The 26709-nt window shown below is 58.9% G+C and carries 31 protein-coding genes and 1 tRNA gene; 15 read left to right on the top strand and 17 right to left on the bottom strand.

Annotation, left to right across the window (positions count from 1 at the left end; genetic code table 11):
• Window positions 1-33 precede the first annotated feature (33 nt).
• Window positions 34-540, bottom strand: coding sequence for a hypothetical protein (locus NYQ88_RS18470; protein ID WP_275652550.1), 507 nt, complete (start codon window positions 538-540; stop codon window positions 34-36).
• 81 nt (window positions 541-621) lie between these two features.
• Between NYQ88_RS18470 and NYQ88_RS18465 the strand changes: the two genes are divergently transcribed.
• The gene (locus NYQ88_RS18465; protein ID WP_275652549.1) at window positions 622-1011 is read left to right on the top strand and encodes a DUF6626 family protein; all 390 of its coding nucleotides are present in this window, start codon (window positions 622-624) and stop codon (window positions 1009-1011) included.
• A gap of 46 nt (window positions 1012-1057) precedes the next feature.
• Here NYQ88_RS18465 and NYQ88_RS18460 read toward each other — a convergent pair whose 3' ends face one another.
• Genes NYQ88_RS18460 through NYQ88_RS18450 form a run of 3 tightly spaced genes read right to left on the bottom strand, consistent with a single transcriptional unit; the run spans window position 1058 to window position 4376 of the window.
• Entirely contained in the window at window positions 1058-1957 is a 900-nt protein-coding gene (locus NYQ88_RS18460; RefSeq protein ID WP_275652548.1) for a plasmid partitioning protein RepB C-terminal domain-containing protein, read from the bottom strand.
• Window positions 1954-2844 carry a plasmid partitioning protein RepB C-terminal domain-containing protein gene (locus NYQ88_RS18455; protein WP_275652547.1) on the bottom strand — a complete coding sequence of 297 codons (891 nt, stop codon included), beginning with the start codon at window positions 2842-2844 and terminating at the stop codon, window positions 1954-1956. Before NYQ88_RS18455 ends, NYQ88_RS18460 begins: the two co-directional genes overlap by 4 nt.
• Complete coding sequence (locus NYQ88_RS18450) at window positions 2844-4376, bottom strand: recombinase family protein (protein WP_275652546.1); 1533 nt, start codon at window positions 4374-4376, stop codon at window positions 2844-2846. Before NYQ88_RS18450 ends, NYQ88_RS18455 begins: the two co-directional genes overlap by 1 nt.
• 149 nt (window positions 4377-4525) lie before the next feature.
• Between NYQ88_RS18450 and NYQ88_RS18445 the strand changes: the two genes are divergently transcribed.
• Window positions 4526-4903, top strand: coding sequence for a hypothetical protein (locus tag NYQ88_RS18445; RefSeq protein WP_275652545.1), 378 nt, complete (start codon window positions 4526-4528; stop codon window positions 4901-4903).
• A gap of 27 nt (window positions 4904-4930) precedes the next feature.
• Here NYQ88_RS18445 and NYQ88_RS18440 read toward each other — a convergent pair whose 3' ends face one another.
• The 3 genes from NYQ88_RS18440 to NYQ88_RS18430 all read right to left on the bottom strand — a co-directional run bounded on the left by NYQ88_RS18440 (window position 4931) and on the right by NYQ88_RS18430 (window position 6646).
• Window positions 4931-5161 (bottom strand): helix-turn-helix transcriptional regulator, encoded by a 231-nt coding sequence (locus NYQ88_RS18440; RefSeq protein WP_275652544.1) that lies wholly within the window; start codon window positions 5159-5161, stop codon window positions 4931-4933.
• Window positions 5162-5172: 11 nt separating this feature from the next.
• Window positions 5173-5325: a hypothetical protein gene (locus NYQ88_RS20805; RefSeq protein WP_345774600.1), complete on the bottom strand. Its 153-nt coding sequence runs from the start codon at window positions 5323-5325 to the stop codon at window positions 5173-5175.
• Between the two features lie 433 nt (window positions 5326-5758).
• Window positions 5759-6646: a LysR family transcriptional regulator gene (locus tag NYQ88_RS18430; RefSeq protein ID WP_275652542.1), complete on the bottom strand. Its 888-nt coding sequence runs from the start codon at window positions 6644-6646 to the stop codon at window positions 5759-5761.
• A gap of 104 nt (window positions 6647-6750) precedes the next feature.
• On the opposite strand from NYQ88_RS18430, the gene NYQ88_RS18425 reads away from it, so the two are divergent.
• Together NYQ88_RS18425 and NYQ88_RS18420 are read left to right on the top strand one after the other, a co-directional pair.
• Window positions 6751-7374: an NAD(P)-binding domain-containing protein gene (locus NYQ88_RS18425; protein WP_275652541.1), complete on the top strand. Its 624-nt coding sequence runs from the start codon at window positions 6751-6753 to the stop codon at window positions 7372-7374.
• 101 nt (window positions 7375-7475) lie between these two features.
• A complete protein-coding gene (locus NYQ88_RS18420) occupies window positions 7476-8090 on the top strand; it encodes a hypothetical protein (RefSeq protein WP_275652540.1) in 615 nt (204 codons plus the stop codon).
• Here the strand turns inward: NYQ88_RS18420 and NYQ88_RS18415 are convergent.
• Window positions 8068-8547 (bottom strand): hypothetical protein, encoded by a 480-nt coding sequence (locus NYQ88_RS18415; RefSeq protein WP_275652539.1) that lies wholly within the window; start codon window positions 8545-8547, stop codon window positions 8068-8070. The genes NYQ88_RS18420 and NYQ88_RS18415 overlap by 23 nt on opposite strands.
• A gap of 35 nt (window positions 8548-8582) precedes the next feature.
• Complete coding sequence (locus NYQ88_RS18410) at window positions 8583-9029, bottom strand: hypothetical protein (protein ID WP_275652538.1); 447 nt, start codon at window positions 9027-9029, stop codon at window positions 8583-8585.
• Between the two features lie 114 nt (window positions 9030-9143).
• On the opposite strand from NYQ88_RS18410, the gene NYQ88_RS18405 reads away from it, so the two are divergent.
• Complete coding sequence (locus NYQ88_RS18405; protein WP_275652537.1) at window positions 9144-9311, top strand: hypothetical protein; 168 nt, start codon at window positions 9144-9146, stop codon at window positions 9309-9311.
• A 151-nt stretch (window positions 9312-9462) separates the two neighbouring features.
• Here NYQ88_RS18405 and NYQ88_RS18400 read toward each other — a convergent pair whose 3' ends face one another.
• From NYQ88_RS18400 to NYQ88_RS18390, 3 genes are read right to left on the bottom strand one after another with little or no spacing between them, the layout of a single operon-like run.
• The gene (locus NYQ88_RS18400; RefSeq protein WP_275652536.1) at window positions 9463-11976 is read right to left on the bottom strand and encodes a hypothetical protein; all 2514 of its coding nucleotides are present in this window, start codon (window positions 11974-11976) and stop codon (window positions 9463-9465) included.
• Window positions 11977-12034: 58 nt separating this feature from the next.
• Complete coding sequence (locus tag NYQ88_RS18395) at window positions 12035-12433, bottom strand: IS5 family transposase (RefSeq protein ID WP_275654843.1); 399 nt, start codon at window positions 12431-12433, stop codon at window positions 12035-12037.
• On the bottom strand, window positions 12343-12765 hold the full coding sequence (locus NYQ88_RS18390; RefSeq protein ID WP_275654842.1) for a transposase: 423 nt from the start codon (window positions 12763-12765) through the stop codon (window positions 12343-12345). The genes NYQ88_RS18395 and NYQ88_RS18390 overlap by 91 nt, the downstream gene beginning before the upstream one ends.
• 905 nt (window positions 12766-13670) lie before the next feature.
• Between NYQ88_RS18390 and NYQ88_RS18385 the strand changes: the two genes are divergently transcribed.
• The 9 genes from NYQ88_RS18385 to NYQ88_RS18340 all read left to right on the top strand — a co-directional run bounded on the left by NYQ88_RS18385 (window position 13671) and on the right by NYQ88_RS18340 (window position 20280).
• Window positions 13671-14567: an aminoglycoside phosphotransferase family protein gene (locus NYQ88_RS18385; protein ID WP_275652535.1), complete on the top strand. Its 897-nt coding sequence runs from the start codon at window positions 13671-13673 to the stop codon at window positions 14565-14567.
• A gap of 114 nt (window positions 14568-14681) precedes the next feature.
• Window positions 14682-15884, top strand: a complete 1203-nt coding sequence (locus NYQ88_RS18380) for a phosphoglycerate kinase (RefSeq protein ID WP_275652534.1) — start codon at window positions 14682-14684, stop codon at window positions 15882-15884.
• 3 nt (window positions 15885-15887) lie between these two features.
• On the top strand, window positions 15888-16304 hold the full coding sequence (locus NYQ88_RS18375; protein ID WP_275652533.1) for a GNAT family N-acetyltransferase: 417 nt from the start codon (window positions 15888-15890) through the stop codon (window positions 16302-16304).
• Window positions 16305-16427: 123 nt separating this feature from the next.
• Entirely contained in the window at window positions 16428-17720 is a 1293-nt protein-coding gene (hisD, locus tag NYQ88_RS18370; protein ID WP_275652532.1) for a histidinol dehydrogenase, read from the top strand.
• A gap of 8 nt (window positions 17721-17728) precedes the next feature.
• Entirely contained in the window at window positions 17729-18688 is a 960-nt protein-coding gene (locus NYQ88_RS20800) for a UPF0262 family protein (RefSeq protein ID WP_345774599.1), read from the top strand.
• Between the two features lie 77 nt (window positions 18689-18765).
• Window positions 18766-18984, top strand: a complete 219-nt coding sequence (gene infA, locus NYQ88_RS18355) for a translation initiation factor IF-1 (RefSeq protein ID WP_035082742.1) — start codon at window positions 18766-18768, stop codon at window positions 18982-18984.
• Window positions 18985-19086: 102 nt separating this feature from the next.
• Window positions 19087-19725: a Maf-like protein gene (locus NYQ88_RS18350; protein ID WP_275652531.1), complete on the top strand. Its 639-nt coding sequence runs from the start codon at window positions 19087-19089 to the stop codon at window positions 19723-19725.
• Entirely contained in the window at window positions 19725-19904 is a 180-nt protein-coding gene (gene yacG / locus NYQ88_RS18345) for a DNA gyrase inhibitor YacG (RefSeq protein ID WP_275652530.1), read from the top strand. Before NYQ88_RS18350 ends, yacG begins: the two co-directional genes overlap by 1 nt.
• Window positions 19905-20204: 300 nt before the next feature.
• A tRNA-Phe gene (locus NYQ88_RS18340) sits at window positions 20205-20280 on the top strand.
• Window positions 20281-20477: 197 nt separating this feature from the next.
• On the opposite strand, the gene NYQ88_RS18335 is transcribed toward NYQ88_RS18340, so the two are convergent.
• The 3 genes from NYQ88_RS18335 to NYQ88_RS18325 all read right to left on the bottom strand — a co-directional run bounded on the left by NYQ88_RS18335 (window position 20478) and on the right by NYQ88_RS18325 (window position 22760).
• Window positions 20478-20759 carry a helix-turn-helix transcriptional regulator gene (locus tag NYQ88_RS18335; protein ID WP_275652529.1) on the bottom strand — a complete coding sequence of 94 codons (282 nt, stop codon included), beginning with the start codon at window positions 20757-20759 and terminating at the stop codon, window positions 20478-20480.
• A gap of 59 nt (window positions 20760-20818) precedes the next feature.
• Entirely contained in the window at window positions 20819-21079 is a 261-nt protein-coding gene (locus tag NYQ88_RS18330) for a helix-turn-helix transcriptional regulator (protein ID WP_275652528.1), read from the bottom strand.
• A 73-nt stretch (window positions 21080-21152) separates the two neighbouring features.
• A complete protein-coding gene (locus NYQ88_RS18325) occupies window positions 21153-22760 on the bottom strand; it encodes a HAMP domain-containing sensor histidine kinase (protein WP_345774598.1) in 1608 nt (535 codons plus the stop codon).
• Between NYQ88_RS18325 and NYQ88_RS18320 the strand changes: the two genes are divergently transcribed.
• Window positions 22725-23324 carry a response regulator transcription factor gene (locus NYQ88_RS18320; RefSeq protein ID WP_275652526.1) on the top strand — a complete coding sequence of 200 codons (600 nt, stop codon included), beginning with the start codon at window positions 22725-22727 and terminating at the stop codon, window positions 23322-23324. The genes NYQ88_RS18325 and NYQ88_RS18320 overlap by 36 nt on opposite strands.
• A gap of 6 nt (window positions 23325-23330) precedes the next feature.
• Here NYQ88_RS18320 and NYQ88_RS18315 read toward each other — a convergent pair whose 3' ends face one another.
• Together NYQ88_RS18315 and NYQ88_RS18310 are read right to left on the bottom strand one after the other, a co-directional pair.
• A complete protein-coding gene (locus tag NYQ88_RS18315) occupies window positions 23331-23738 on the bottom strand; it encodes a flagellar biosynthesis repressor FlbT (RefSeq protein ID WP_275652525.1) in 408 nt (135 codons plus the stop codon).
• Window positions 23739-23806: 68 nt separating this feature from the next.
• Window positions 23807-26635 carry a flagellin gene (locus tag NYQ88_RS18310; RefSeq protein WP_275652524.1) on the bottom strand — a complete coding sequence of 943 codons (2829 nt, stop codon included), beginning with the start codon at window positions 26633-26635 and terminating at the stop codon, window positions 23807-23809.
• Window positions 26636-26709: the final 74 nt, after the last annotated feature.

The raw sequence follows: 26709 nt of genomic DNA, 5'->3' as shown, positions 1-26709 counted from the left end.
GGCACAGGCTGACCGCATCGGGACGGGATCGGCTCAACTGCCGATAAGGTCTCGAAACAAAATGGTTTGCCGGAGGTCGTCGTACCCCCAAGCCGTCATCTCCTTGGTGACGTAACCGGAGAGGTTGGCATCATACTGCTCTTGCAGATCGATGGTGCCACCGGGGCAGAGCTTGGCCCATATAGCGGCGCAGTGCTCTCGCAGCGTGGCTGTCGTTTCATTACCCGCGAACCGCACCATGGCATGCCCATGGATGTGGGTCGTGATTTGCTCAAGGAACATAATGCCGTCGGTCCGCAATGCCAGCGGTTTGCCTTGTGGCGGCCGATGCAGCAGCTTGCGGTCCAGGTGATGGTGAAACTCACGCACCCGCCGCACAAATTCCGAGTATGGTATGTTGCATTTGCTGGCCAGGGTCAGAAAGTAATCGGGGAACTGGTCCGCATAGGCCATATATAGATCGCGTATCTTGGCCTCTTGCATATAGCGGTAGGTCTCCGCCTTCTCCTGCTGCCTTGTCATCGCGAAATCCTCCATCATCGCCCGAACCGCTAAATACGGTTGCAGCAGCCGTTTCCGGCCTGCTGCTCAATTGTATTTATGGCGGGAGGGTCAGCGAAAATGATGCTGGGGATCGAGTTTCTGGAATTACTTTACGGGCAGCTTCACGAGGCGGGGATTATTCGATCCAAGAGCGAGTTTTCCGAACGGTTGCTGGGAAAATCCCCGAGCTACTTGACCTCGATGCGCGCCAAGCAGCGTGTGGTTTCGAGCGAGGTCATCATGGTTCTGGGCGATAATCTCGTGGCCGAGATTGCCGATCTGGCCACTGATCCTGCCCATATAGAAATTTGTGCTCTGCTGCGCCGTGCTGTGGCGCAAGTGAACAATTACCTGGCTGACCAAACAATTCCCGCCGGAATTATCTCGATGCCGAGAATAGCAACACCATTAGGCAGCCGTGGCCGATTGACTGCATGGCTGCGCATGATGGTGGGCATCTCCTCCTGATCGAAGCAGGCGGTAAAGCTTCAAGAGCCAACCCTATCGTAAAGCTCTACCCGGAGACCGAGTTGGGCTCCGTAATTTTCTGAAACTCCATAAGCAACTCCGGGTAGTGCTGGGCCATGTGACGGACCACCCGCGCATTCTCGATTAGGCGCTTCACGTAGCCCGTGGCTATCACCAGTTCGAGATGATCATCGCCATAGGTTTCTTCTAGCAGTCGGAACTCTCGGTCGAGCTTTTCCGATTCCTGCTCCATCAGCGCGATTTGCTCATCCGTCAGGCCACGGACATTCTTCGGCCCGGCGCCCTCGACAAGCTGTGAAGGCGGCGTCGCGCCGACCAGCGATTTGGCGTAGGCAATAGAATATTTGTTCATGGCGACCATGAGCTGCGCCGCCTCGATCTGGCGTAGCGGTTTCATTTTGCGCAACTCGGTAAACGCATTCATCGGAACATGCTTATCTTTGAGCAATTCGACTGCCTCAGAGCAGATGCCGGTGAGAAGCCGGCGCTTCATCCGGATATTGGCCACATTGACGTTGAGCACCTTGGCAATGACCTCTTCCGGCACGCCGCGTTCAACAGCGTTCAAGATCATTTGGTGTTCTTGGATAATAGCCAGCCGGTTGATGCGCTTATTGTAGGTATAGGCTTCGTCGTCGGTGGCGATCAGACATTCAACCTCCGTCGCGCCCATCTCGTGAAGTGCGGCCAACCGCAGATGGCCATCGAGCAGAAGATACTTGCCGTGCTCGCTGCGGTCCTGCGCCACCACTGGTAATTCCACGAGCCCGCCGACCAGCACCGATGCGCGGATTTGCTCGTATTTCTGGGACTTCATCATAGCGTCCGTCACCAGGCGAAGTGGCGTGATGTCTGCGGTCGGGATATTCCGAGTCTCGCGCTCGAAGGCGATGGTGACGGGCTGCGGTTTGTCGATCTTGTTCACCGCGACAGCTCCTGCCGCTCCATCCGAACCGCCAGCTTCTTGGGAACCGTATCCAACCCCTCCGCCTTCAACAGGTCGGCAAACTCATCATCGTGCAACAACTCGCGCATGGCGTGAGAGATGAATATCAGACGATTACGCGTCGCGTCCGCCTTGCGGATCAGCAGTCGCTTGCGATCCGTATCTTCCTGATAGGCCTTGACCAGCGCATCCGATGACAGGCGCGATTTGGCGGTGGGAGCGTTGCTCAGACCCTTCCCTCGGCGACGGCGGCTCTCGACCAGGCGTTTGGCCACCAGCAGCTTGCGCCCACGCAGCGTGTTGTTTTCGTAGGCATGCTGAAGTGCCTCCTGCATGCCTTCATCGTCCGCGCTGGAAATATCAACGGCAACGCTGACCGGTATCTGTCCGGCCTCTACGGCTCTGAGCAGGCGCTGCTCATCCTGCTGAAGTAATCTTGCGACACCGCGGACATATTCATGCGATCGGCCGATTTTACGCGCGACTTCCGCGTCCGAATAACCCTGCTTTTTCAATCTGCTGATATCGTGCACCAGATCGAGTGCTCGGTGCTGCCGTCGGGCGCAATTCTCGACGAGGCTCTTGACCAGACAGGTCTTCGGATCGGCGTCGATGACAAAGGCGGGAATTTCCCGTTGTCCAAGTTGCTGAAATGCCTCCAAACGGCCTTGTCCGCAAACAAGGTCGTATCGAGGACCGTTAGGGCCATCCCGCCGCGTCACCGTGATCGGCCGTTTCAGGCCGACATCGGCAATGCTAGCCACAATTTCCTGGAACACTTTCTGGTTTCGCACGCGGGGGTTCAGCACCGTGACGTCATCAACCGGAATAAGTTCGACCTGGCTTACCGCAATTTCTTCGTCCATCAGGCGACCTCACGCAGCGGTATCCGCTCCGCCAGCTCGAAGAGCGGCGATAGCGTATCGAACCGGTAGGCATCGAGCCAGATGCCGTTATCCTCTCCGAGGCGCAGGACATGCTCATCCATGTCGAAGGATGGCAGGAGAAGATAATCCCGTGCCTGCCGGTTTTCCCGGTCCATGCGAACGGCAATCGTTATGTCGGGCAGCAGGCCGCGATCCAATCGGATTTTCCAGCGCAGCGATCCGGCGGATGTCTGAAAACACCGAACCACGGTGAGCGACGCCGTGAACTCATGATTGATGGTAAGTATTTCCGTGAGCGGGTCTTTAACGACAGCGCCGCCAGCACGCCGTAAGCCCTCGATGGTTTCGGCAACAACATCGGGGTGCATTCGGCGCAGCTTCCGGTTGACTTCGATGTAGCCGTAATCGCGATCCGGGGTGAAACCGACCAGGGCATAGGCCTTGAGCAGCCCACCGAACCGGTGCTGATAGGCTGTGCTCGACGGGCAACCTTCCGCTTCGTCGATAATTAGCCCCGAGAGCAATCCCGTCTTCTCAAACAGGCCGTGAAGAATGGCCAGCATTTCGTCGTTTGAAAGATGACGGGATCTGGCTTGGATGATTTCACGGGCGGCATCGAATATCGTCGGATCAACAATCGCCTGGAACGCGCCCTCCGAGCGGACCCACATCGCGGCGTCGTTGACGACGCGGCGTTTCTTCAGCTTGAAAGAAACCCGGTTCCAGACATTGTTGCCGATGTATTTTTCGTTGATGAGAATCTGATGCACCGTCCCGCGCGTCCAGGCACGGCCCAGATCGGTCGGCACGCCGCGATTGTTGAGTTCGGCGGCAATCTCGCTTTCATCGCGCCGGTCCTCGACAAAGCGTTGATAAATCCATCGAACAATGGCTACCTCTTCCGAAGGTCCCGGCACAAGCACAACCCGGTCCGTCTGAATGCTCTTGTGTTCGCGCCTCCCAAGCAGTTCCTTGGGACGACCACGCTCGTCGCGCAACTCGCGCCGCAAGCCAAAGCCCGCCGCGCCGCCCTGCCGGTAGCCCATCTCGATTAGCCGACATTGGCCGGCGAAGACCTTCACTGAGAGGTCGCGGCTATATTCGGCGGCCATGCCGCGCTTCACTACCTTCTGCACGTCCGAACCGATGCTGCCGTCGTTCTCGAATTGCTCAGCGCAATATTCTATGCGCACACCAGCACGGCGGCAGCGATACTCATAGAACGCGCTTTCGTCAGCATCCTGAAAGCGGCCCCAGCGGCTGATGTCATACACCAGCACCACCGAATAATCCGCACGTCCACCTTCAATGTCCTCAATGAGCTGCCGCAACCCGGATCGACCTTCGATATTCAGGCCGCTGCGCCCAGCGTCGATATAGGTACGGACAATGGTGATGCCGCGTTGATCGGCATAGCCATGAATGGCGTCGGACTGATTTTCGGTCGAGTATTTCTGATGCTCTGTAGACATGCGAACATATTCAGCCGCCCTGATCGGTGCGGCTTGCATTGCTTCGTCTGCATGTCTGCCTCCATTTGCCGACATCACCTCATCCAGCCATGAAATGGGCGTGCTTTGAATGTATTGATCTGAAGTGTTGGAAAGTTCCGAGAAAATACCTCTGCAAGCCCTGACTATAGCTACAGGAGGCGGGAAACATGTTGCCGAAAACTGGCATAAGTTCCGGTGGAAGTGGCGGCGCTGATATCGCTGCGGCGATCTATGCCACCACCATCGCGTCGGCGCTCAAGGCCGAGCTAGGTGGCACTCATCAAGCGGTGAAGACCATCATGCGCTGGACGGGAGCGGGGGAACGCACCATCACAAACTGGATGGCTGGCGAACATGGCCCAAGCGGGCCGCATCTGACCCAATTGGTTCATCATTCAGACGCCGTGCTGGATGCTTTTCTGACCCTTTCAGGCCGTGATCAACTTATGCTTGGCGTCAGTGTCAGACAAATCAGGGCGGAATTGCTGATCGCTTTGGACGCTTTGGACCGAATTGCATCGCCTAATGATCTTACGGGCAGATAGACAAAAAAATCTGTACGTGATCGCCGATTAATGGCCTAAATTTCTTTTTAGAAGATCGGCGGGGTCAACGTGCAGAGCCAGAGAAAGACGCTCAAGTTCATCTAGGCTGAGATCGAACTTGTCGCCGTTCTCGATCTTGTCGATCTCCAACAGCGACCAATCGAGGTGTTCCGCCAACGCTCTAGCGGTCATCCTGCGCTGTTCCCGATAGTGCCATACATTGCGGGCAAGCAGCCGTGGCGCTTCGGGGTGTTTCAATCGAGGCCGCATCAGCGGTGCCCCTGTGGTGCGAATAGCTCGAAGGTCTGAACCGCAAGGGCTTCGGCCAACTGGTCCATATCATTGAGGGTGAGGTCGAACTGCTCGGCGCTCTCAATGTCCTCGATCATCGCCAGCGGCCAACCAACGGCTCGCGCCAACATATCTGTGTCGATCCCGCGCAATTCTCGCCAGCGCCGAACGTTGTGGGCGAGCAGCTTGTGCCCCTCTGTGATCCGTGGCCGCAATCAACATCTCCATTGCCATTTCGATGCCGCGATATGCAGCCGAATGGATCAAAGGCCAAGAACTCGCGTTTTTCACGAAAAAGGTTCAGTAGAACCAAGGCGTTAGGAAGGCGTCATAGCCACTCGGGCACTTTGATCAAGGCCAGAGAGCTATAGCCGATGGCTATAGCTCTCTGGGTGCCACACGCGCATTGCGCGTATGGCAGAAAAGTGGGAAGCCACCCGTCCGATTTCGAGAGATGGGCTTAGGTTGAGGTCACCGCTTGCACTGAATTCGGGCGATATGCCTTCAAGCCAGTTGGTATGTGGGCAATGGGCAAGCTATTGAACGCAGTGAAATCAATGTCGGCTAAGTGCCCCGGAAACCGACCGACAACGCCTCGGTAAGCAGCCGAACCCTTCGTGGCGCAAGGCTGCGCGATGCATGAACCGTGTGGATAGGCATGCTCGGCAAACTCCAATCCTCGAATAACGGCACCAGCGATCCCGCCGCCAAATCGTCTACAACGATGTCGCGGGGGAGGTAGGCGATCCCCGCACCATCCCGTGCTAGCAGGCGCTGGGCCTCGTCATTGTCGGTTTCGATGCCGCCACCCACCTCGACCGTCAGGACGTGCTCGTCGTTCCCAATAAACTGCCAATGATTGCGCTGGGCAAAGTTGAGATTAAGCACACACCGCGCCTGTGCCAATTGCGTAGGGTGCGTCAGCGGTCCATGCCGGGCGAGAAAATCTGGCACAACACAGCAGACAAACCGGTAAGTGCCGATCCGTCGCGCCACGAGACTGGAAGTGGCAAGCTCGCCTACGCGCACGGCAAGATCGTAGCCTTCGCCGACGAGATCCACACGACGATTGGCGAGGCTCATTTCCACGACGACCCCCGGGTGTTCGGCACTGAACCGGGCCACAATGGCTGGCAAGCGCGCAATGCCTAGCGTGGTGGGGGCGCTAAGGCGAATGCGCCCGGTCAGTGCGCCGGTATCGCTACTGCATTCGGCTAGGGCTTCGGCTGCATCCAGCACCGCTTCGGCCCGCGCCAGGAATAGGCCACCCTGTTCGGTCAGGTGCTGGCTGCGGGTGGTTCGCTCGATCAGCTTGAGCCCATACCGTTCTTCCAGCCCCTGAATACGACGACCTACCATAGCGGGGGAGAGGTTGAGCTGCCGGGCGGCACCGGCAAAGCTGCCCAATCGCGCGGCGGCAATAAAGGTGCGGAGAGCGTCCAAATCGGCCATTCGATACCATTACGCAATTCAGAACCGATAACCCATGCAATTCACGCACGACTGGAATGGATGCATATCAGGGTCATCGCAATCGAAATCCAAGGACTTTCCAAATGACCACCACAGCAATCATCGGCTTGGGCAATATGGGCAAGGGACTTGCCAAGCGGCTCGCTGGGAAAGCCGATCTCGTTCTGTCCTCGCGCAATCTCGATACCGTCCGCAGCTTTGCCGCCACGCTCCCCGCCGGTGTGACCGTTCTCGACATCGACGCTGCCATTGACGCAGCCGAGATCGTCGTTCTGGCCCTGCCTTATGACGCTGCCAAGGAAGTTGCTGCCCACCCGGCTCTGGCCGGAAAGATCGTGGTGGACATTTCCAACCCGGTTAAGCCTGATTTTTCGGGTCTTGCCATCGGTCACACGACCTCGGCGGCTGAGGAGCTTCAAGCTGCTGCGCCGGCGGCCAAGCTGGTCAAAGCCTACAACACTGTCTTTGCCAGTGTTTTCGATCTGCCTGCCACCCAGACGGCGAAGGTTCCGGTCTTTCTGGCCGGAAATGATGAGGCCGCCGTCGCAGAGGTTGAAAAGCTGGTTGCAGCTTCTGGCTTTGCAGTCGAAAAAACCGGCGGCCTTGACGCCGCCCGCCTGATCGAACCCCTTGGTATGCTGAACATCCGTTTCGGCTATGGCCTGGGTCGCGGCACTGCCATCGCTCCCACTTGGCAGACGTTGTAGATCAATCCCCTGGGCCTTCCTGCCAAACAGGAAGGCTCGGATCGATTGCGAGGAATTCAAATAAGCACAATGTTCGCTACGGACGACAGGAGGCAGGAACAATGGACTTCAAATTGCAGGGTGTTTCCCTGGTCGAAACCACCTATCTAGGTCGATCTGCGTTGGAGATCACCATGCCGAGCGCGGCAACGCAGGACCCCTCGAAGGAAGCGTTGACGGACCGCGACTACATGGCGTGGCTGCCCACCGACTTCGGGGACGGCACGATTGAGGTCGATGTCGCAAGTGTCCTTGCTCCCGATGCCCCTGGCTATGCGCGGGGCTTTATCGGCCTGACGTTTCGCATCGATGCGCAGAACAGGTTCGAGAGCATCTATCTACGGCCCGTGAATGCTCGCGTCGAGGATCAGATCAGGCGAAACCGTACCGTGCAATATGTTGCCTATCCCGAGTTTCCGTTTCCCCGACTGCGCAAGGAAGAACCTGAGAAGTACGAGACCTACGTGGACATCGCGCTTGACGAGTGGATCGGCTTGCGTATTGAGGTCAAAGGAGCGACAGCCAAGCTTTTTGTCAACGACGCGCCGCAGCCCACGCTGATCGTGACTGACATGAAGTTGGGGGAAGCCCAACGTGGCGGCGTCGGGCTGTGGATCGAAGCGGGTACGGTCGGCTATTTTTCCAACTTGCGGATCACGCCGCCGCTTGCTGGTTAATAAGACCAACGACCCTACCCACTGATGCCCTACGGACCCCGCTGGCGGGGCTGACAGCTATCGGGTAAGCCGTGCTGCCCCATCGGGCTACCGCCCCGTTATGCCTCGCTGGGCGTGTGCCCGTGGCCATGATCTCTTCGATATAGGCGCCGACTTCCATGCCGAACTGGAAAGCAAGCTCGTGACAGGCATCGCGGGCCTTCGGTACGGCCTCATAGGCATAGTCGAAATGCATCACTGCGATCTGCACGTCCTTAAACGCCGAGTGCGCCACATTGGCGTCGAGCCAGCCGTTGCGGTCCATGTCGCGGCTGGCGAACAACATGTTCTTGGACCAGTCACCGACCAATTGCAGCAGCACCGCCCGGAGATTGGCGCAATCCCGCTGGCCCTGTTGATCAACAGCTTGCGCAGGAGCGAGAAAAGACAGAAATGCCGGGAACAGCACAATGGCCATTCCCGGCACCTGAAGGCATCTTGTGATGGTCGGGATCAACTTGCCTTGCGCAGCATGTGCCCGCGCTCCGCAGCAGCAGCCGCAAGCTGTGCGTCTAGTTCACCGGCACGGACAGCGTCGGTCAGGGTGTCGAGGATTGCGGGAAGAGCAGTAAGTTCGCCAACGGCGATGGCATTCTTGTCCTTGACAAACTCGATGGGTTTTCCGGCATAGCGCAGACCGAAGAAGGTCTGGCCACTAGCATCGACGAACCAGCCTGCGCGGAGACGTTTCGGGGTTTCGACCTGGACCCGCTGACCTTCCTCGTTCTTGCGCCACACCATATGGGTCGGCGCATAGTGCTGCCCAGCAAGCTTGGCTTCGGCCATGGCCCTCTGTTCCGCCAGCGCCGCGATCACCTTGTTGCGGGCGCGTTCCACAGGATCATTGCTGGTGCGAACAGGCTGGGCCGTGGTCAGTTTCAGGGTCTTCAGGATGCTCATGCGGCGTTTTCTCCAAATGGTTTGCTTTCCACATGGCCTAGCGCCAACGGCCAAAAGAGCGACCAAATAGTCAGATAGGACGGCTTGGTCGATCACGAGACCACGAGCCTGACATTGACCAAAACCTACTCCCGCCAAGAGCTTCTGGACATCATCTGGAGCAAGCCCACCCGCGAGGTCGCAGAAGACATCGGTGTATCAACCGCCGCAATCTCCACCTACTGCAAGGACAACGACATCCCTGCACCGCCTCGTGGTCACTGGCTGAGGGCCGAAGGCTAGCGGGTGAAAAAGCCCAGCTTGCTACCGAGGGGAATTGGGAAGAGGAGCTTCACGTCGGGCTGGCCGCACTAGGGCATATCGTCGTGGCGATCAAGGCGGCGAACGAGAACGACGCGGCGGACCAGGCGGAGGCGCTGGTCAGGAGGTGGCTTCACTGAAATACCTGCAGCGCTCCTGCAACCATGAGCGCTAGTATGAGGAAACTGACGAAGCGCTGAAAGTAGAACCAGCCGGACAGAATTGGCCCAACATCCATGTCTTGATGACGAGCGAAATCTTGATCCAGATTCAGGTTTGGCACTGCGCGGTCGATGCTAAAAATAAAGCCAGGCGCCCTTCGGCCGCGTATCGTTTCTCCACCGGAACTGCGCCCCCTGCTAGGTTTATTTACTAGCCGGGATAGCCTCAGCTTTCGTAACACATAGTCTCGCCACCGGGTCAGCTGGGCTTCGCCGATCCAACCCAACAGGGCGCCCACAGCCGTCAATATGATTAGAAAAACAAGCGCCTTGAGGTTCTCGTAGCCGTAGCCGCTAACGATGTCTGCGACATAGTAGAAGCCTTTCGTGACAGCGGGCAGAAACGCAGACGACCAATCGTCGCCCCAGGCCAGAGCCGAGGCATAAGCGCGGTTCTTCTCGACCTTGATAGACCGGGCGAGATCCAATTCTCCACTGCGCTCATATCCACTGGCTAGGGCATCATAGACAAGTGGCTGATATCTGGCGTCGGACGCTTCACCGGAAACAAAGCCATTTTCGTCGCAACGCGCGTCAAGTGGTGCGAGGAATTTCGCGAGGACGCCTCCCACTCTGTGTCCCCCGACCTCACTCCCCGTCGGATTGCCTAACACTCTAAACTCCGCGCCATGAAGATCGACGTAGACCGGACCCCTAACGCGAGTGCCTGTGGAGGAGCTATCGAGATTTATTACAAGCGTGTCAGTTTGGAGATCTTTGGCGATTACGCAACCGGCATCGGCAAAGTTGGTTGTCGGCCCAGCGATCTGGAGTTGCCCACCTATTATGCTCGAACTCAAGTTGACCTGGTTACGTATGAATCCGCCTATCGACGCATTACCCTCGATGATCACGCTGGAAAGATCTGCGCGATCTAAGCACGCATACTGGCCATAGCTGTCAGATGACCGCGTGATCCCGCAATCGACCAGTGGCTGCAACTGCGGCCTTTCATTTGAGCTGTTCACATTGAAGCTTCTTGCGGTCATCCCTCCAGCATGAAGTACTTTAAACGAAGCGTCGTTGAGCACGACAGCGCCTTCCACTGCGGCGTCTTTTAGCCAAAGGCTCGAAGCCGCCGTATCGGACACCTCGATGTTAAAAAGTCGAGCATTTCTGAGCGAGATATACCCAGATGACATGATGTTCTCGAACCATGAGGTACCTCTTATGCTGGAAGATGTGAGCGTTATATTCGTAGTTTCTACATTGCTGATCTGCAGGTCTTCGCTTGAGAAATAGAAGGCATGTAAGCCACCTGTAAACTTGCTGTGCCCTGACTGACCGATGAATGTGTAGCCCTCCACCGCAGCGCCCCACAAGTTCAAGAGTCCTACAACATCGACATCTTCAATTCGAAGGGCACCAAGTCGGGTGACCCCGAGATAAACCTCTCCCACAAACTTGGAACTATCGATCGTCAAACTTCCCGCTACGGAGGCGCCATGCATGTGGACTGAACGGGCATCGTTCTCTGCCTCAGCGTCGAGGTTGCGGAGGGTGATGCTTCCTGAGATGGTGGCTTCCGAGAAGTCGATCGTATGTAGAAAGTCGCTGTTTACCAGTCGAGCCTCGGAGAAAGCCGAGGATGATGCGTCGATACCATTGTATACGACGGACCCGCTGATCTCGAGACGAGAACCAACTGCGCCGCGAAGATCCCCTCGATAAATTCTGGAGCGCTTAACACTCAGTGACGCAAACTCCTTGTAAGCCAGATCTAGCCCGATCTGTGCGCATTCGAGTTCGAACTGATCGACTTCCTGCGTCAGAAGGAAGTCGAATAAGCTGCTCGGAACGAACGGTGCTATACGCGCGAACTCATCTGAGTAGACGTCGTGATCATCACACTCAAGATCGTTTACGCCTGGCCAAGATTGGTAAGTGAATATGTCTGAAGGGCGATAGCAAAATTCGCCTATCTGTCCGATGAGCGCTTCATCTCTCTCATGGGTATCCATGATTGTTCGAGCCTGATCAGCGTACTGTTTCAAAACCGCGTGGCCGGCAGCTATCGCATCCAACTCGGTTTGGGCGCCACGAGTGTACCCCAATACCTCAGTTCTGGGGATTACACCCAGCTTGACTGCCTCGTTGAGCACGGCATCGTAGACGTGTCGCCGGAGGAGGGAATTCCAGTTTTCATCTAAGGCCGAACAGAAATCATTGAGTGAGTTGGTAGCCTCGCGATTGATAGCAAACCCAATCAGAGAAGGCGCAAATCCATTAGCAAAACCTAGGTCATCCACTAGGCTGGCAAGGTTAGAGGCAGGAATGTTTTCCGTGTCACTTCCCGGGACAAAAAATCCTTCAGCATCAATCTCGCTAAGGAGTTGGAGCGGAGCCAGAACTTGTGCATTGACTGCGCTTCCAGACAAAAGGAAGATAAACGCCGACAGATGCATAAACAGCCGAACCGCCCCCACAGTGAAACTCCCGCATTCGTAAGATGATCTTTAAAATGTCGCAGTGACAGTGGTTTGTCTAGGCTCTGTTGACAAAGTGTGGCATCCATATCCTTGCGGCGGCTAGGGCGAGGAAGGCCGCGAAGGACGTTGCTGTTTTGTCGAAGCGTGTGGCGATGCGCCTGAACTGCTTGAGCCTGTTGAACATGCGCTCGATGCGGTTGCGGTCTTTGTAGGCCTTGAAGTCGCATGGTGGCGGGTTCTTGCGGTTGGTTTTTGGTGGGATCACCGGAACGATGCCGCTCAGGAGTAGATCCTGGCGCACGGCGTCACCATCATAGCCCTTGTCGGCCAGGAGCAATCGCGGCTTGCCAACCGGCATGGCCATCAAGGCAGGAACGGCTGCATAGTCGGATGTTTCTCCGCCTGTGAGGACAAAGCCAAGAGGGCGTCCTTGACCGTCTGTGCGGGCGTGGATTTTGCACGTAAAGCCGCCGCGTGATCGACCAAAAGCCTCCTTATAAGTCCCCCTTTAGCGCCCGCTGCCTGAGAGTGGCCGCGCACCGTGGTGCTGTCGATCATGTGCTGCCAGTCATCGGTGAGCCCGAGTTCGACCAGGGTCTCAAGCAAGGCATCCCACACCCCTTGCTCGGCCCAGCGACGGAAGCGCACATAGACTGAGTTCCACTTGCCATAGCGCTCATGCATGTCGCGCCAGGGGCAGCCAACTCGCAGAACATGGAGCATGCCGTTCAGATATCGACGGTTATCTTGCGCTGGTCGGGACTTGCGCCCTCGCTCAGCCGGCAAGAGCTCCCCAATGAGCCGCCACTCTGCGTCCGACAAATCCCCACGCGCCAAAACCGCCTCCTAAAAAGCAGTCTTGAATCACGGCAAACCCGATTTGGGAATCCAGTTTGTCAACAGGACCTAGTTGTCTCGTTCCGCAGATTTTCGCTCACGCTTCTCCTCGACCGAAATAAATCGCGGACCCCAAGAGACAGTCAGGTGCAGGTGGCGCCATTCGCCAGGTTAAAGAGGGGCCATGCCGCGCAACCAAGGTACGCTTGCTGATCAACTTGCTGCTGTCCTGACCTATCGAAATAGGCCCGACCACAAGCCATGTCCGATCCAGTCGAGCCTGTTACAACCCTGCTAACCACAATCAGGCATGCGCTAGAACAGAGCGCCTCAGCAACGAGAAGCTGCTAAAGGTCACTCCGTCTATCGAAGAAATTCAGCGCAACATGCGCAAGGACTGCACATTGAACGAAAAAAGGCGAAGTCGTCTCTATCGGCCGGCTTAAGTTCAGTAATGGCACATAGCGTGACCGCCCGCATGCCGGACCGGCAAAGTTCGATTGGGCGATTGCTGAAAAGTCTACGTGACGGGGTGTAAAGCAGGCCGAGGAGCTGAACGGTATTGCCAAGATTGAACCGTCAACCGCATTCTGATGCTCGCGTCAGACTTTCCGGGAAGTTAGCACGCATCTAGCACGCAGGGACAGAAGTTCAGTAGAACTATGCCCTTCAGCGTATATCACCAAAGTTGGTAAGGGAGAGGCCGACAGTTCAATCCTGTCCGGCAGCACCATTCCTCCCTTATATCATGTACTTGCTGCCCGTCCCGGGATGGTTTTTCGCGTCCTTCGCTCGCGCTCGCGTTGCGATCGGTTATGGTGGCGAAATCTTTTCCCACAATCGGATGGAGCCGCGTGAGGAAGCCCGAGTTTGCGCCTGCGCAGATTGAAGCCGTTCTGCGTGCCCGCTTCGGTGGGGTGGAGCGGTTCGAGCGGCTGGCGGAGGGGGATGAGTCTCAGGCGTTCGGGTTCAGAGGCGATGGCGCGGCGCTGATCTGCCGGGTCAACCGGTCCCGCCTGGGCTTCGACAAGGACGGTTTTGCCCATCGCCATTTTGCTTCCGAGGCCCTGCCGGTGCCAGCGGTGCTATCGATCGAACCGTTCGGCGATCATTGGCTCTCTATATCTGTCCGTGCCCCCGGTGAGACGCTGCAAGCTCTAGGCGCGGAGGCTGCAGATCTGGGCGCGGCGCTTGCCGCCACCATGGACGCCATGGCGGCGACAAATGTCTCCGTGCTCGACGGCTTTGGTGCGTTCGCAGCGGACGGGCGCGGGGATTTTACGCATTGGCGCGACTATCTCGCCGCCATCGCCGATCCTGCGGTGTTCGACTGGGCGGCCGTGTCACACATTATATCGCCCGAGGCGGTGCAGCCGCTTCTCGAAATCGTCCAGCGACTGGCGCCGAAATGTCCTGACGTCGCCCGGCTCGTGCACGGTGATTTCGGCTCCAACAATGTGCTGGCCGCCGGCGGCGCGATCACGGGCGTCATCGACTGGTCGGAGGCCATGCTGGGCGACCCCTTATATGATGTCGCCAATATCTTCTTCTGGCGCAGTTGGCTGGCGTGCATGGAAGCGCAGGCGCTCTATTTCGAGACCCGTGCCGATCCGCGGCTCTACGAGACGGAAAAACTGACCTGTTATCAGCTCCGCATCGGGCTTCAGGCCCTCTACGACGCGGCCACCGACGGCGACACAGCCTTCGTGGGCTGGGTGCTGGAGCGTTGCAGGGCAATCGCGGCGCGGTGACCGGACGTCCCGACCCCGGAGAAATCCCCGCCAGAGTTTTCTCACTCCCCAGCTTCCGCCCGCCGTGGCACTCTGCTAACCCACCGTCAGACATTCTTTGACCGGAGCAGCACCATGAGCGACAGTTTCAAAACCCTCGACGAACTCGATCTCACCAATAAGGTCGTGCTGCTCCGCGCCGATCTCAACGTGCCGGTGGCAAATGGCGAAATCACCGATGCCACCCGCATCGAGCGCCTGGTTCCCACCATTCGCGCCATCGTCAAGCATGACGCCAAGGTCGTGCTGCTCAGCCATTTCGGCCGCCCCAAGGGTAAGATCGATCCCGAGTTCTCGCTCGAGCAGGTTTGTGGCGCCGTCGCCGACGAAACCGGCCATCCCGTTGGCTTTGTTGCCACCGACTGGGTCGATGTGAGCGACGCCAAGGCCGCGATCGAAGCGGCCCCGGCCGGCTCGGTGCTGGTGATGGAAAACACCCGATTCCACCCCGGCGAGGAAGCCAACGACGTCGAGCTGGCAAAGCGCATGGCGAGCCTGGGCGATGTCTATGTCAACGACGCCTTCTCGGCGGCGCACCGCGCCCATGCCTCGACCGAAGCGCTGGCCCGCCTCCTGCCGGCCGCTGCCGGCCTTGCCATGCAGGCCGAGCTCGAGGCGCTTGAAGCCGGTCTTGGCAAGCCCAAAAAGCCTGTGGTCGCCATTGTGGGCGGCGCCAAGGTGTCCTCCAAGATCGATCTGCTCGAAAACCTCGTCACCAAGGTCGATGGCCTCGTCATCGGCGGCGGCATGGCCAACACCTTCCTCCATGCCCAGGGTTATGGGGTCGGCAAGTCTCTGGCCGAAAAGGATCTCGCCGATACCGCCCGCCGCATCATGGAAAAGGCCGAAAAATCCAATTGCGCCATTATCCTGCCGATCGACGCGGTGGTGTCCTGGCATTTCAAGGCCAATTCCCCGACCCGTCTTTATGGTGTCGATGCGATCGATCCCGATGGCATGATTCTCGACATCGGCCCGTCCTCGATCGAGCGCATTCTCGGCGCCATCGACGATGCCAATACCGTGGTGTGGAATGGCCCGGTCGGCGCCTTCGAAATGGAGCCCTTCGATGCCGGCACCGTGGCCATCGCCAAGCATGTCGCCAAGCGCACCCATGACGGGCATCTCGTGTCTGTGGCCGGTGGCGGCGATACGGTGGGCGCTCTCGCCCATGCCGGGGTCAAGGATGCGCTGACCTATGTGTCGACGGCCGGTGGCGCTTTCCTTGAATGGATGGAAGGCAAGCCCCTGCCGGGCGTGGAAGCGCTCAAGAAATAATCCATGCGCGTCCGCCCTGCCGGACCAGACGATATTGCCACGCTCCTCGCGCTCGACCCGATCGCAGCCCGGAGCGTGGATCGCGCCCGATCCATTGCCCAATGGGTCGGGGCAGGGTGGTGCTCCGCTGCGGAGATCGATGGCGCGCTGGCCGGCTATGCGGTGGTTCATCCGCATTTCTTCGGCCGGAATTTTCTCGAAATGCTGATGGTTGCTCCGGCCTTCCGCCGTCGTGGCATTGGCCGCGCTCTGCTGGTCCACGCGCTTGACGCCCAGCCGGGGGCAATTCTCTGGACCTCCACCAATCTGTCCAATGCGCCGATGCGAAATCTTCTCGCCCAATTCGGCTTCACCCGGATGGGCGTTATTGAAGGGCTTGATGAGGGCGACCCCGAGCTTATCTTTCGCAGCGGGGTGTGAACCCTTCCGGCGCTGGTCCGCAAACTCCGCTGTCCCGAAAGCACAAAAGTCCCAAAAACCTTGCGATTTCATTCGCCTTGGGGATAGATCGCCTCATCTACTCAAGTCCCATTCGGAGACCCGATGCCTCTTCGCCTCGATAGCGCCGCGCCTGATTTCGAAGCCCGCTTTGTCGACCTGCTCGCGGGCAAGCGCGAATCGTCCCAGGAGGTCGGGGACACGGTCGCCGCCATCATCGCCGATGTTCGCGCCCGCGGGGATGAGGCAGTGGTTGAGCTCACCAACAAGTTCGACCGCGCCAATGTCACGGCCGAGACGCTGCGCTTCACCCAGGACGAGATCGACGCGGCTGCGGCCAGCGTCTCCCCCGAGGTGATTGCGGCCCTCCAGCTGGCGCACGACCGCATCAAGGCCCATCACGAAAAGCAGAAGCCTGTCGATCACATCTATACCGATGCCCTTGGCGTGACCCTGGGCACGCGCTGGACGCCTGTCGATGCCGTCGGGCTCTATGTCCCTGGTGGCCTTGCCTCCTACCCCTCCTCGGTGCTGATGAACGCAGTGCCGGCCCATGTCGCGGGTGTCTCGCGCATCGCCATGGTTGTGCCGACTCCCAATGGGCAGCTGGCATCCGCCATTCTCGCCGCGGCAAAAATCGCCGGCATTACCGAAATCTACCGCATGGGCGGCGCCCAGGCCGTTGCGGCTCTCGCCTATGGCACCGACACCGTGGCCCGCGTCGACAAGATCGTCGGCCCCGGCAATGCCTATGTCGCCACCGCCAAGCGCCAGGTGTTCGGTCAGGTGGGCATCGACATGATCGCCGGCCCCTCCGAAGTGCTGGTGATTGCTGATCGCTCGGCCAATCCCGCCTGGGTGGCTGCGGACCTGATCGCTCAGGCCGAACACGGGGCAGGGGCCCAGTCCATTCTCGTGACCACCGATCCCGCGCTGGCCGATGCCGTCGCCGCCGAGGTCGATCGCCAGCTGGCGCTGCTGCCGAAAGAAGAGATCGCGCGCGAAGGCTGGGAAGAGTTCGGCGCCATCATCACGGTCGCCTCCCTCGATGAAGCCGTCGAGCTCGCCAATCGCATTGCCTCCGAACATGTCGAACTGGCGGTGGACGATCCCCAGGCGCTGCTCCCAAAGATCCGCCATGCCGGTGCGCTGTTCCTCGGCCACCACACGCCCGAAGCCATTGGCGATTATGTCGGCGGCTCCAACCATGTGCTGCCCACGGCCCGCTCGGCCCGCTTTGCCTCCGGCCTCGGCGTGCTCGATTTCGTCAAGCGCACCTCGATCCTGGGATGCGATCCCGCCTCGCTGGCCGCGCTCGCCGATGCGGCGGTCACCATCGCCGAGGTTGAGGCGCTGGACGGCCACGGTCGCTCCATTTCCATACGGCTCAACCATTGAGTATTTCCATGGGGACAGAAACGGACGTGACCGACCAGGACAGGCTGGTCACAGTCACGCTCGACCCCAACACCATCACCTCGATCAATCCCGACGAGGTGCACGAGTGGCGCATCGCCATCTATGATCTGCTGGAGGATAATTCCTTCAAGCCGGCCCGCGTCGCGGCCAAGGGCCCCTATGCGCTGCACGTCTCGATCATCGGCAATTTCATCGTGCTCGACGTGCGCGACCCCGAAACCTTCAATCCTATCGCCGCCCATTATCTGTCGCTGACCCCGTTCCGGCGGCTCATTCGCGACTATTTCCGCATTCGCGACGCCTATTACGAGGCAATCCGCTCGGCCCAGCCGTTTCAGATCGAAACCGTCGATATGGCGCGGCGGGGTCTCCACAACGAGGCGGCTGAACTCCTGCGCACCCGCCTCACCAACAAGATCATCATCGATCTCGCCACGGCGCGGCGTTTGTTCACCCTCATCTGCGCGGTCCAGCCCTATGCCAGCCGAATCGATGAGGCGACGAGCGCGCTCCCCAGCGTGCTATTCGTCTGTTCGATGAACTCAGTGCGCTCGCCCATTGCCGCCGCTCTCGCCCGCCAGGCCTTCCCCGGGCGCATCATTGCCCGCTCGGTGGGGGTCAATGGCGGCAAGGCCGATCAGTTCGTCCATGAGGTCATGGAAGAAATCGGCATTGATATGAGCGTGCATACACCCCATATTCTCGACGAACTCGTCGCAAACCGGTTCGATCTGGTTATTACCCTGTCCGAAGACGCGCCTGAGGCCGTGCTTCGCAAGGGGCTGGAGGCCGGTGCCGTCGAGAAATGGAGCGTTTCCGATCCGTCTCTGATAGAGGGAAGTCGGGACGTAATCCTCAGTGCGTATCGTGATCTGCGCGACACCTTGCGGCGTCGCGTACGCGATCGTTTGGAACCTTTGGTTTCCGGTGGTTCACAAAGCGCCTGAATTGCAGTAGGTTCCGCCAAATTTTTGGCTCCGGCCGGGCTCATCCATGCCTGCACGGGGTCTTCCCAGGAGAAAGTATGGCCAAAGAAGAAGTGCTCGAATTCCCGGGCGTGGTCACCGAATTGCTTCCCAACGCGACCTTCCGGGTCAAGCTTGAGAACGAACACGAGATCATCGCTCACACTGCCGGTCGCATGCGCAAGAACCGCATCCGCGTTCTCGCGGGCGACAAGGTCTTGTGCGAAATGACCCCATACGACCTGACCAAGGGTCGCATCACCTATCGCTTCAAGTGATCGCGACCACCTCGCGGTGGGCAAGACGATCCGCCGGATCGTTTTGAGCGACGAATGCCCTGAGCCATGCGCAGGGCCCAACTCCTCCCGGAGCACAAAGCAATGGCTAGCCGTCCGGATCTGATCCTGGCATCCGCCTCGCCCCGCCGTTTGGCGCTCCTCAACCAGATCGGTATCGAGCCTGAGCACCTTGTGCCGGCTCATGTCGACGAGACCCCGGAGAAGGGCGAATTGCCGCGCAAGCTGGCCATGCGCCTCTCCGAGCTCAAGGCCCTGACGGCCCAGCACAAGGCTCGTGTCGCCGGCTTTGGCAACAATGCCCTGGTGCTGGCCGCCGATACCGTGGTTGCCGTCGGCCGCCGCGTTTTGCCAAAGGCCGAGACCATGGAGGAGGCAACGGAATGCCTGCGCCTGCTCTCGGGCCGGGCGCATCGCGTCTATACCGGGGTGACGCTGCTCACCCCCTCCGGCGCCAAGCGCCAACGTCTCGTCGAGACGCGTTTGAGGTTCAAGCGCCTTTCCACCCGCGAAATGGAAGCCTATCTCGCCAGCGCCGAGTGGCGCGACAAGGCCGGCGGCTATGCCATCCAGGGCATCGCCGGCTCCTTTGTCGTCAAACTGTCCGGTTCCTATTCCGGCGTGGTCGGCCTGCCTCTCAACGAGACCACCCAGCTTCTCGCCGGCGAGGGCTATCCCGTCTATTTCAACTGGCTCAACCAGTCCAACCTGTCGGGCGTGTGATGAGCGAAACCCCACTTCGCAAATGCCCCATCTGCGGCAAGCCCGCAGTGGAGAAATTCAAGCCCTTCTGCTCCAAGCGCTGCGCTGACGTCGATCTCAACCGTTGGCTCACCGGTGCCTATGTCATCCCGGCGCGGGACGACGAGCCGCTCCCTGATGCGGAGGAGGGCGAGCAATAGCCCTCGGCAAACGCTCCCCGCGCCCTGCGCACGATTTTTCCCGCCATTGAAGCTTTTCTCCGCCCTGCCCGTCCTCACAGGCGGGCAGGGCGGCTTTCTATGCGCTCGTCGTGGGCTTGCCCCCGCTCTCCGATAAAGGGCGCCAGTGGCCCCCTCAAACGCCGGTGCCGGCGGGGTCTTCAAGCGCGATAATCGCTTCCCGGCAAACATCTTTTCCACACCCCGTTTTCGCGCTTGCGCGGAGAAAAACGATCTCCTATAAGGCCCATGTCTTAGCGGAAACCACTGCTTAAGTCAGTTGCCCGAGTAGCTCAGTTGGTAGAGCAGCGGATTGAAAATCCGCGTGTCACTGGTTCGATTCCGGTCTCGGGCACCACTTCTCCCTCCCTTCACATCGCTGCTGTTGTTCCTGCTGTCGGGCAGACGTCTAGCGTGTCGGCGTGCGCCTGGCGTGGCGTGGTGCGCGGTCGGGCAAGCCGCACCCTTCAGCGCAAAAGAAAAGGCCGCAGAGACAATCTGCAGCCTTGGGTACTTTTCAACGACAATTGCGCGCTCGCGGCGCTCAGCGCGGTTCTAACCCTTGTCGGGCGTCGTGACCTTTACCGGCCGGCCAGCCTTGAGTGGCGGCAGCTTGGTTGCCTCACCATCGGGCGGCGTGAACAGATCAGCAATCGGCACGCCGAGTGCCACCGCAATCTTGTCGAGGATGCCAATGGATGGGTTTTCTATTGTGCGCTCGAGGCGGCTGACATAGGTGCGATCAATGCCTGCCAGTTCGGCCAGCTTGCCTTGAGACACGCCGCGGTCCATGCGCAATCGCCGCATGTTCCAGCCCACAAGTTCTCGACTGTCCATAAATCAAATAGCGTCCAGACTCACGTAATGGCGCCATCGTAGTGGTTTCCTGTCAGCAATCAACCGGCAGACATAGCAACCATGGTATGGGCCGTCGTCGCGCTCGAGGCCGTCAGCAGGATATGCGCCGGCACACGCAGTGTCAGCGCGAGTTGCGTGAGGTCATCCAGCTCGAGATCGGATGAGCCCGACATGGCAGTCTCGATTTTGCTGGGTGTCCAGCCGAGATCCCGTGCCAATGCGGATGCATCGAGGCCGCGTTCCGCACAAATCTCGCGCAAATTGAACGCAAGAATATCTCGCGCCAAGGTTCTCGTCATTATCGTTTCCCCCGAAACCGATCCCGTACATGCTAGGTTAAAACCGGGCCCTTCCCGGAAAATTAAGAGAAAATTAACTACCCCCATCGGGGTAAGGAATGATGATGCCGCGACGGTTCCGCTCGGAAATAAGCTGGCCGCCCAGCAGGGTGCTGGCGTGTCTGATAATGCTCATCCCGAGACCTGCCGCCCCCTCGGCGGCTGTCGTGTTGGCCTCGAACGCGTCCGAAACGGAGAGGGCTATGCCCTCGCCTTCAGCCTGGACCGAGACTGCAATCGACGCGCCTGCCGGTGAGACGCGCAGGGCATTGTCCAGATGGTTGGCCAGAACCTGGAAAATAAGCCCTTCATCCGAGCGGATGGCCGTGTGGCTGCCTTCCCATTCTATGGTGATCGCCTTTCGACGGGCCAGAGGGCCAAAAACGGCTTCAAGGCGGCCAAAGAGCGTGTCGGCGGTGAAGTCGGTGATCTGCAGCACGTGCTTGCCGGCGTCGAGCCGGGCGTAGGTCAGCGTCTTGGTCAGCATCTCCGAGGCGAGTGTGCTGAGCACTCTCGCCTGCTCGACGGGCACTTCTGCTGCGCTGCCGCGCAACTGGCGTTTGAGCGTGCCCAGCATGTGCCGGAGCGCCTCAACCGGCTGGCGCAGGTCATGGCCGATGGTGCGCACCAGATGGCGCTGGGCCTGATAGGCCTCCTCGAGCTCCTGCGTGCGCAGAGCAACGGTTTCCTCCAGCCCTTCGAGAACGGCGTTGCGGTCCGAGATTGCCGCGCCGATGAGAAGTCCCGCCACCGAAGCGGTGAGGAGAAGCGGCGCCATTGTCATCGCCTCGTTGGCGTCGGCAATCGTCAGGACCACCAGCGGCGAGAGCAGATTGGTCAGGAACACCGCCGTCACCGCGTGGCTATAGCCGCGGTTGAGGGCGAAGATCAGAATGGGAATGATGGCAAGGTACCAGAAATTGGCGTGAACCGTGCTTGCTGCCGCGCAGGCGGACAGAACAAGCGCCAGGCTCAGACTCTGGATGGCCAGGGCGCTGGGCTTTGGCCATTGCCAGCCGCCGACCGACAGCCCCAGCCCCGCCATCAATACCGGCACGAGCAGTGGCGGCACGACGATGGCGCCAATCGCGTCTCCCAGCCACCATGAGGCGGCAATACTGAGGCCTTCGGCCAGCGACATATTGCCCGCCAGAATATGCAGCCCAATGCCGCTTGTCGTGGCGATGGTCGCGGCACCGAGGGCCGCGGCAATCAGCCACTGATTGTCGCGCAGCGACCGGAAGGGAAGGTCTATCTGGAACAGGCGGGTGAGGACGAGAGCCGCGCCGCCGTAGACGAGATAGAGCCTGATGCCATGGATGACGGGCTCATAATCGTTTTCCACTTCGACGCCCAGCACCCAGCGCACCGCCGGAAAGGCGAGGAGAAGGTTGGCGACCAGCGGACTGATCTTCATCCAGCCCGGCGCAACCAGGACGATGGCAAGTGTCACGCCGCTGGGTAAAAACCAGGTGCTCGAATAGGTCCTGAAGAAGGTCAGAAAGTCCCCCAGGCGGAACGAGGCAAGCCACACCGCCGATAATACTATGGACCAAAGCACAGCTTTGAATCTATTGATGGGGGAATTCAGTATTGGTCTAACCCTATGTCTATACAGAAAATTCTGTTCGTCGACGATCATCTGTTGTTCAGCGATGCGCTGGTCTTCATGTTGCGTTCGCTCGAAAACACCATGGATTTCCGGGCCGTTGGCTCGGTGCCCGAAGCGCTCGATACCCTTGATGCAGAACGTTTTTCCATGGTCATGGTAGACTATGTCATGCCCGATATGAATGGACTTGACGCACTTGCTCTTATTTCCACACGCCACCCAGATATTCCGGTGGCTATACTTTCGGGAAGTTCCGACCCTCGGGCCGTGGCCCAGGCCCTGGATCGGGGCGCGGCGGGCTGGTTGAGCAAGACAATGGGCGGTGAGCCCCTGGTTCATGCGATAAAGCTGATTCTGGCCGGCCATAAATTCGTGTCGCCGGAATTGCTGCGCCAACCCCTGCCGACGCCGCTGACGCGCCGTGAAACCGATGTGGCCCAACTGGTCGCCTCGGGCATGACCGACAAGGAGATCGCCGATCGTCTGTCGATGCAACTGGGGACGGTCAAGGTCCACGTCAAAAGCCTTCTGCGCAAGTTCGGCGCCGATAACCGGACGAAGTTCGCCTTGCTCTATCGCCACCCTTCTGCATGAGGCGGTCTACCCTGCCGCTGCCATGCGCCGCCGGGTCACATTGCGGGTGAGATTGGTGTTGTTGAGGCACTTGGCCAGCTTGATGGCCTTGTAGAACTGCCCCTCGATTAGCAACTGGTTGAGGTCGGCCACCATGGCGTTGGTGTCGGGGTTTTCCGCGATCAGGGCCTGGACCAGCGAGAAATATTCCACGTGACGGGCGCGCATGTCGCCGGTCAGATACATCTGCTGCAAAACGAAGTGCAGGCGCTTGGCATTGGTGTCCGCGTCTTCCTCGCGCATATAGTCTTCGTCGCGCAACACGGCTGCGTCGCCGCGCACGAAGAGATGCGTCACTGAATTTCCCTGGGCAAAAACCTCTGCACGACCGACAAAAAAGCTCTCGCCAGGCTTCAGGGTAATTTTGAGGGTCATCGGTGCACCAGGGAGTTGAGAATCAAAAACCGGGGGCGACTGAGCCGCCCCCGGAGATTTTTTGGCGATTAACGCAGGAGCTGCAGCACAGCCTGGTCCTGCTGGCTGGCCATCGACAGTGCCGAAGACGACAGCTGCTGACGGGTCTGGAGCGCCAGAAGGTTTGCGGCTTCTTCGTTGGTATCCGCCAAGGTCAGGTTCGCCGCGCCGGTTTCCAGCGTGTTGATCATGTTCTTGGTAAAGTTCTGACGGTTTTCGACCGAAGACAGGTTCGAACCGAAGGTCGAAGCCTGCGAGCGGAGTTCAGTCAGGGCATTTTGAAGACCAGTTAGCAGCTTATCGATCTTCTCGTCCGTATCGAGATCTTCTTCATTGAGGAACTCGATATTGAGGTTTGCTGCCGTGATCGGACGTTCGTTGCCGTCCTTGTCCTTGGCCTGAATCTGGATCGCAGACGATCCGGATTCATTGAAGGTGATCGTCAGCTTGTCGCCACGCAGCAGGTTGATGCCGTTGAACGACGAGTCGTCAGCGAACTTGTCCAGCTGGTCGCGCAGATCGTTGAACTGCTTGGAAAGATTGGCGCGAACTGAGTTGCCGGCGATCTTTGAAGATACTGGATTCAGGACCCCGTCACCGTCGGCATCGTGGCTGATATCAAGTGCCTGTGTCGACAGGTTTTCGATACGCAGCTTGCCATTGTCGTTCGAGGCGCGGATTTTCCCTGCCGTGGCAGGGTTCCGGTTGATTTCCTCGACAAACATGTCGACGGCGTTCTTCGAGTTGTAGCCCGACACAGTGGCTGAGCCAGTGTTGGTCATCTTGGTATCAGAACCAAAGATTTCCTCGGCCTGAGCGCCAGTAACTGTCAGTGCGATGGCTTCTGCGTTCTTCGCCGAAATGGATAGCTTGCCTTCATTGTCGAAGCTGGCCTCCAGATTATCCATCCCAGCAGTTTTCAGCTGGTCGTTAATTGACTTTGCAATCGCGCTGCGATCGCCGGAAGCGTCAGCTCCAGTGACCTTGATGTCGGCGGTCTTGTTGCCGTAAGTGATAGTGATCTCGTCCGAGGCAGCCGCAGTTGCCTTGGAGGTTACGCCTGCCGTGCCAGGAACTTGGGTGACAGTGATCGTGGCAGGGACTGCGGCAGAACCACCGGCCGAACTAGCAGCGGCTGTGGAAGCACCGGTATAGCCAAGTGCTTCGGCATGGTCTGCGGCATCTTGCAAGGCATCAGCGTTCAATACAGCCTGGGCAGCGGCGACATCAGCTGCAGTTACACCACCGATGGATGTGCCCGACGCTGCGCCGAAAACGTCGTTACCGCCAAGCCCCGTGTAGGAGACAGTGAAGTCCTCACCATCGGCACGGCTGAAGGTGATTCCGTCCGTAGCATCATAGTTTATGGCAAATCCAGCTGCAGTGAGCTTGTCGGCAAAGTTGGCAGGGTCCGAGAGATCATCAGTAAGATTGATCGTCGCCGTATTGGCACCAGCAGTTAGCGTGATGGAGCCAAGAGTGGCAGGGCCATGGTCTGTAACAGCAGTGTTACGAGCAGCTTCCAACGCTGCAGCGTCAGCGCGACCCGCGCCTGCCGCCGATGTTGAAGGTGACACAACCTCCGGCGTCGTGTCGGCAGTGCGGCTGACTGACACCGTGAACGACTGAAGGTCATTACGGCGAAAGTTGATACCCTCGGCGCCATACTCGGCCTGGAAGCCATTCGCGTTAAGGTCCGCGATCGTCGTTGTGCCAGTGACAGTGACGTTGACCGCCGGCCCGGTGGCTGGGGTCAATGTGATGGTGGAACCGACGAGATCCTGCAGGCTTGCATCATCAACGATGGCACCACCGGCGGCGGTGGTCGTCGCGGGTAAGGCTGCAGTACCAAAAGCGCCGCCCGTCAGAATGACGTCGCCGACCCCAGCCTGATTGTCCGTAACCGTAATGACGTTGGTGTCGGCATCAAGTGAAACCGAGTAGCGACCGTCTTCGGCCTCGTTGAGCTGCGTTTGCAGGCTCGCTACAAAGTCGCCTGCAGTCGCCGGGCCACTAACGTTGATCGTGTGCGATCCGACATTCACGCCTGCTCCAAGAAGAGCCGCATTGTAGGTGAACGATGCACTGGCCTTGCCGGCGGCGGCTGCACCAAGTTCCACCACGGGAGACTTGGAAGCGTAGCCAGTGACCTTGGCATTTTCGATGACGATTTTGTTTTCGTCACCAGCAGCAGCACCAGCGGTGACGGTGTAGTCAGCACCGAGCACATCGCTCAGTTTTTGAGCGGCCAAGGCAACAGTATTGTCGGTTGCGGCGAAAGACACCGTCTTTCCGTCGACCTTGATCGACTTGCCAGCCAGATCGGCCACGTTATCGAGGTCGAGAACGGTCCGAGCGCCAGCACCTTCTCCATCGGCGTCTGTCGCAACGGCGGTAACCGCAGGGCCGTTGTAGATGTCTTCCGTCTTGATCGCCGACGAAACCCCCGCCGTTGCGGTGCCCAGCTTGATGCTGTTCATTTCGCCAAATTGGCCGCCGCCAATGTTCAGAACGCTGTCCTTCGTGACGTCGAAGTTCGCCGTCTGGAACGTCTTGTCCTGGCGAGCCTGGCGCAGTGAGGATTGCATCTGCTCGATATTCTTGGTGATCGCGGTGATGCCCTTGTCGGCAGCCTCGATGACCTTGATGCCCGATGCCATCGAGTCTAGCAGATTGCTCATGTCGGCGGCGCGGCTGTTCAGAGCCGAGGCGGTGAAGAAGTTGGACGGGTTGTCCAGCGCAGAGTTCACCTTGTTGCCGGTGGCAAGACGCGACTGCGTCTTGTTCATCATTTCGGCGGTGTTCTGCAGGCTGAGAAGGTTCGCGCGAACGGCCTTCGAAAGAGAAATATCGGACATGTGTGGTGCTTTCCTTCCTGGAAATAACAAGCAACGGAGCTTCGCCGTGCTTAATGAGGATGGTACGCCCACAA

It is taken from the genome of Devosia sp. SD17-2 (assembly GCF_029201565.1).
GTDB lineage: Bacteria > Pseudomonadota > Alphaproteobacteria > Rhizobiales > Devosiaceae > Devosia.
This window is presented reverse-complemented; position numbering and strand designations above follow the sequence as displayed.

Bases quoted from the DNA above. Each gene is read 5' to 3' on its own strand.
- infA (WP_035082742.1), top strand. From the start codon at position 18,766: ATGGCCAAAGAAGAAGTGCTCGAATTCCCGGGCGTGGTCACCGAATTG.
- NYQ88_RS18445 (WP_275652545.1), top strand. From the start codon at position 4,526: ATGTTGCCGAAAACTGGCATAAGTTCCGGTGGAAGTGGCGGCGCTGAT.
- NYQ88_RS18335 (WP_275652529.1), bottom strand. From the start codon at position 20,759: ATGGACAGTCGAGAACTTGTGGGCTGGAACATGCGGCGATTGCGCATG.
- NYQ88_RS20800 (WP_345774599.1), top strand. From the start codon at position 17,729: ATGGGGACAGAAACGGACGTGACCGACCAGGACAGGCTGGTCACAGTC.
- NYQ88_RS20805 (WP_345774600.1), bottom strand. From the start codon at position 5,325: ATGTTGGCGCGAGCCGTTGGTTGGCCGCTGGCGATGATCGAGGACATT.
- NYQ88_RS18455 (WP_275652547.1), bottom strand. From the start codon at position 2,844: ATGGACGAAGAAATTGCGGTAAGCCAGGTCGAACTTATTCCGGTTGAT.
- NYQ88_RS18425 (WP_275652541.1), top strand. From the start codon at position 6,751: ATGACCACCACAGCAATCATCGGCTTGGGCAATATGGGCAAGGGACTT.
- NYQ88_RS18465 (WP_275652549.1), top strand. From the start codon at position 622: ATGATGCTGGGGATCGAGTTTCTGGAATTACTTTACGGGCAGCTTCAC.
- NYQ88_RS18315 (WP_275652525.1), bottom strand. From the start codon at position 23,738: ATGACCCTCAAAATTACCCTGAAGCCTGGCGAGAGCTTTTTTGTCGGT.
- NYQ88_RS18410 (WP_275652538.1), bottom strand. From the start codon at position 9,029: ATGAGCATCCTGAAGACCCTGAAACTGACCACGGCCCAGCCTGTTCGC.
- NYQ88_RS18320 (WP_275652526.1), top strand. From the start codon at position 22,725: ATGTCTATACAGAAAATTCTGTTCGTCGACGATCATCTGTTGTTCAGC.
- yacG (WP_275652530.1), top strand. From the start codon at position 19,725: ATGAGCGAAACCCCACTTCGCAAATGCCCCATCTGCGGCAAGCCCGCA.
- NYQ88_RS18375 (WP_275652533.1), top strand. From the start codon at position 15,888: ATGCGCGTCCGCCCTGCCGGACCAGACGATATTGCCACGCTCCTCGCG.
- NYQ88_RS18470 (WP_275652550.1), bottom strand. From the start codon at position 540: ATGATGGAGGATTTCGCGATGACAAGGCAGCAGGAGAAGGCGGAGACC.
- NYQ88_RS18330 (WP_275652528.1), bottom strand. From the start codon at position 21,079: ATGACGAGAACCTTGGCGCGAGATATTCTTGCGTTCAATTTGCGCGAG.
- NYQ88_RS18325 (WP_345774598.1), bottom strand. From the start codon at position 22,760: ATGATCGTCGACGAACAGAATTTTCTGTATAGACATAGGGTTAGACCA.
- NYQ88_RS18380 (WP_275652534.1), top strand. From the start codon at position 14,682: ATGAGCGACAGTTTCAAAACCCTCGACGAACTCGATCTCACCAATAAG.
- NYQ88_RS18350 (WP_275652531.1), top strand. From the start codon at position 19,087: ATGGCTAGCCGTCCGGATCTGATCCTGGCATCCGCCTCGCCCCGCCGT.
- NYQ88_RS18450 (WP_275652546.1), bottom strand. From the start codon at position 4,376: ATGCAAGCCGCACCGATCAGGGCGGCTGAATATGTTCGCATGTCTACA.
- NYQ88_RS18415 (WP_275652539.1), bottom strand. From the start codon at position 8,547: ATGGCCATTGTGCTGTTCCCGGCATTTCTGTCTTTTCTCGCTCCTGCG.
- NYQ88_RS18310 (WP_275652524.1), bottom strand. From the start codon at position 26,635: ATGTCCGATATTTCTCTTTCGAAGGCCGTTCGCGCGAACCTTCTCAGC.
- hisD (WP_275652532.1), top strand. From the start codon at position 16,428: ATGCCTCTTCGCCTCGATAGCGCCGCGCCTGATTTCGAAGCCCGCTTT.
- NYQ88_RS18420 (WP_275652540.1), top strand. From the start codon at position 7,476: ATGGACTTCAAATTGCAGGGTGTTTCCCTGGTCGAAACCACCTATCTA.
- NYQ88_RS18430 (WP_275652542.1), bottom strand. From the start codon at position 6,646: ATGGCCGATTTGGACGCTCTCCGCACCTTTATTGCCGCCGCGCGATTG.